Below are 1,614 nucleotides of genomic sequence, written 5' to 3'. Positions count from 1 at the left end.
GCTACCGTAAAGCCCGCCGTCACGCTACCAGGAGTAACAGACGCTACTCCAGCGTTGTCGATCGTAACATAAGGAACTACCACCGTCTGCGCTCCGTCGGTAGGATCTACCAGGATAGGCACCGTCGGTACACCAGAAGCATCAGTTGGGATACCATTAGGATATGCCGTTTCAATGCTCGTCAGATCGCTATAAAGTACCCCGTCGATGCTAATGCTCGTGGCATTCGTTGGGAACTCGGTGATCTTCAAGGAAGCTACTATACCATTCGTCGTGGGGTCATCGCCGCCGAAGCTGCTGGTAAAGTCCGTGGCGATCGTTCCGCCAGGGTTCGGTACCGTTGGAATCACCACCACATTGGCCGTAGGCGGCTGCTGGATCCCGAAGTTAACGTTCGTAACATCGGTGGCCGTAACTGTAAACACTTCGCTGCTTCCATTGACGCTGCCGTCGTTGCCACTATCGGGGGTCCCCGTAAACTCGCCTGTATTCAGCCAGCCTGCAGGTAGGTCGGTGGCGGGAGGCGTGCTGCCGATGGTACCCGCTGTGGTACTCAACACTACTGTGTAGTCGCCTGGCGATACGTTGCCGAAGTCGAACACACCGTCGGTTCCTACCGACGTGTTGGCCGTTACCAAGCCCGTCGTGTTGTCGACCAAAATCGCCGTCATTCCGGCAGGTACTAGGTTTGCATCTCCAGAACTGTTATTGACATTCAAGGCATCGGGGTCGTTAAACACGTTTCCAGATACACTCACCGCTACCGTAAAGCCCGCCGTCACGCTACCAGGAGTAACAGACGCTACTCCAGCGTTGTCGATCGTAACATACGGAACTACCACCGTCTGCGCTCCGTCGGTAGGATCTACCAGGATAGGCACCGTCGGTACACCAGAAGCATCCGTTGGGATACCATTGGGATATGCCGTTTCGATGCTCGTCAGATCGCTATAAAGTACCCCGTCGATGCTAATGCTCGTGGCATTCGTTGGGAACTCGGTGATCTTCAAGGAAGCTACTATACCATTCGTCGTGGGGTCATCGCCACCAAAGCTGCTGGTAAAGTCCGTAGCGATCGTTCCGCCAGGGTTCGGTACCGTAGGGATCACCACCACATTGGCCGTAGGCGGCTGCTGGATCCCAAAGTTAACGTTCGTAACGTCGGTGGCCGTAACTGTAAATACTTCGCTACTTCCATTGACGCTGCCGTCGTTGCCACTATCGGGGGTCCCCGTAAACTCGCCCGTATTCAGCCAGCCCGCAGGTAGGTCGGTGGCGGGAGGCGTGCTGCCGATGGTACCCGCTGTGGTACTCAACACTACTGTGTAGTCGCCTGGCGATACGTTGCCGAAGTCGAACACACCGTCGGTTCCTACCGCCGTGTTGGCCGTTACCAAGCCCGTCGTATTGTCCACCAGGATGGCCGTCATACCGGCAGGTACGAGGTTGGCATCTCCTGAACTGTTATTGACATTCAAGGCATCGGGGTCGTTAAACACGTTTCCAGATACACTCACCGCTACCGTAAAGCCCGCCGTCACGCTACCAGGAGTAACAGACGGGACTCCGGCGTTGTCGATCGTAACATAAGGAACTACCACCGTCTGCGCTCCG

At 55.9% G+C, this 1,614-nt stretch carries 1 protein-coding gene; it reads right to left on the bottom strand.

Annotation, left to right across the window (positions count from 1 at the left end):
* A partial coding sequence (locus CLV98_RS23590) for a beta strand repeat-containing protein (RefSeq protein WP_374755209.1) occupies positions 1–1,614 on the bottom strand: 1,614 nt, incomplete at both ends.

It is taken from the genome of Dyadobacter jejuensis, from assembly GCF_003149085.1.
Lineage (GTDB): Bacteria > Bacteroidota > Bacteroidia > Cytophagales > Spirosomataceae > Dyadobacter > Dyadobacter jejuensis.
The sequence above is the reverse complement of the archived record's forward strand: the minus strand, read 5'-3'. Positions and strand labels throughout refer to the sequence as shown.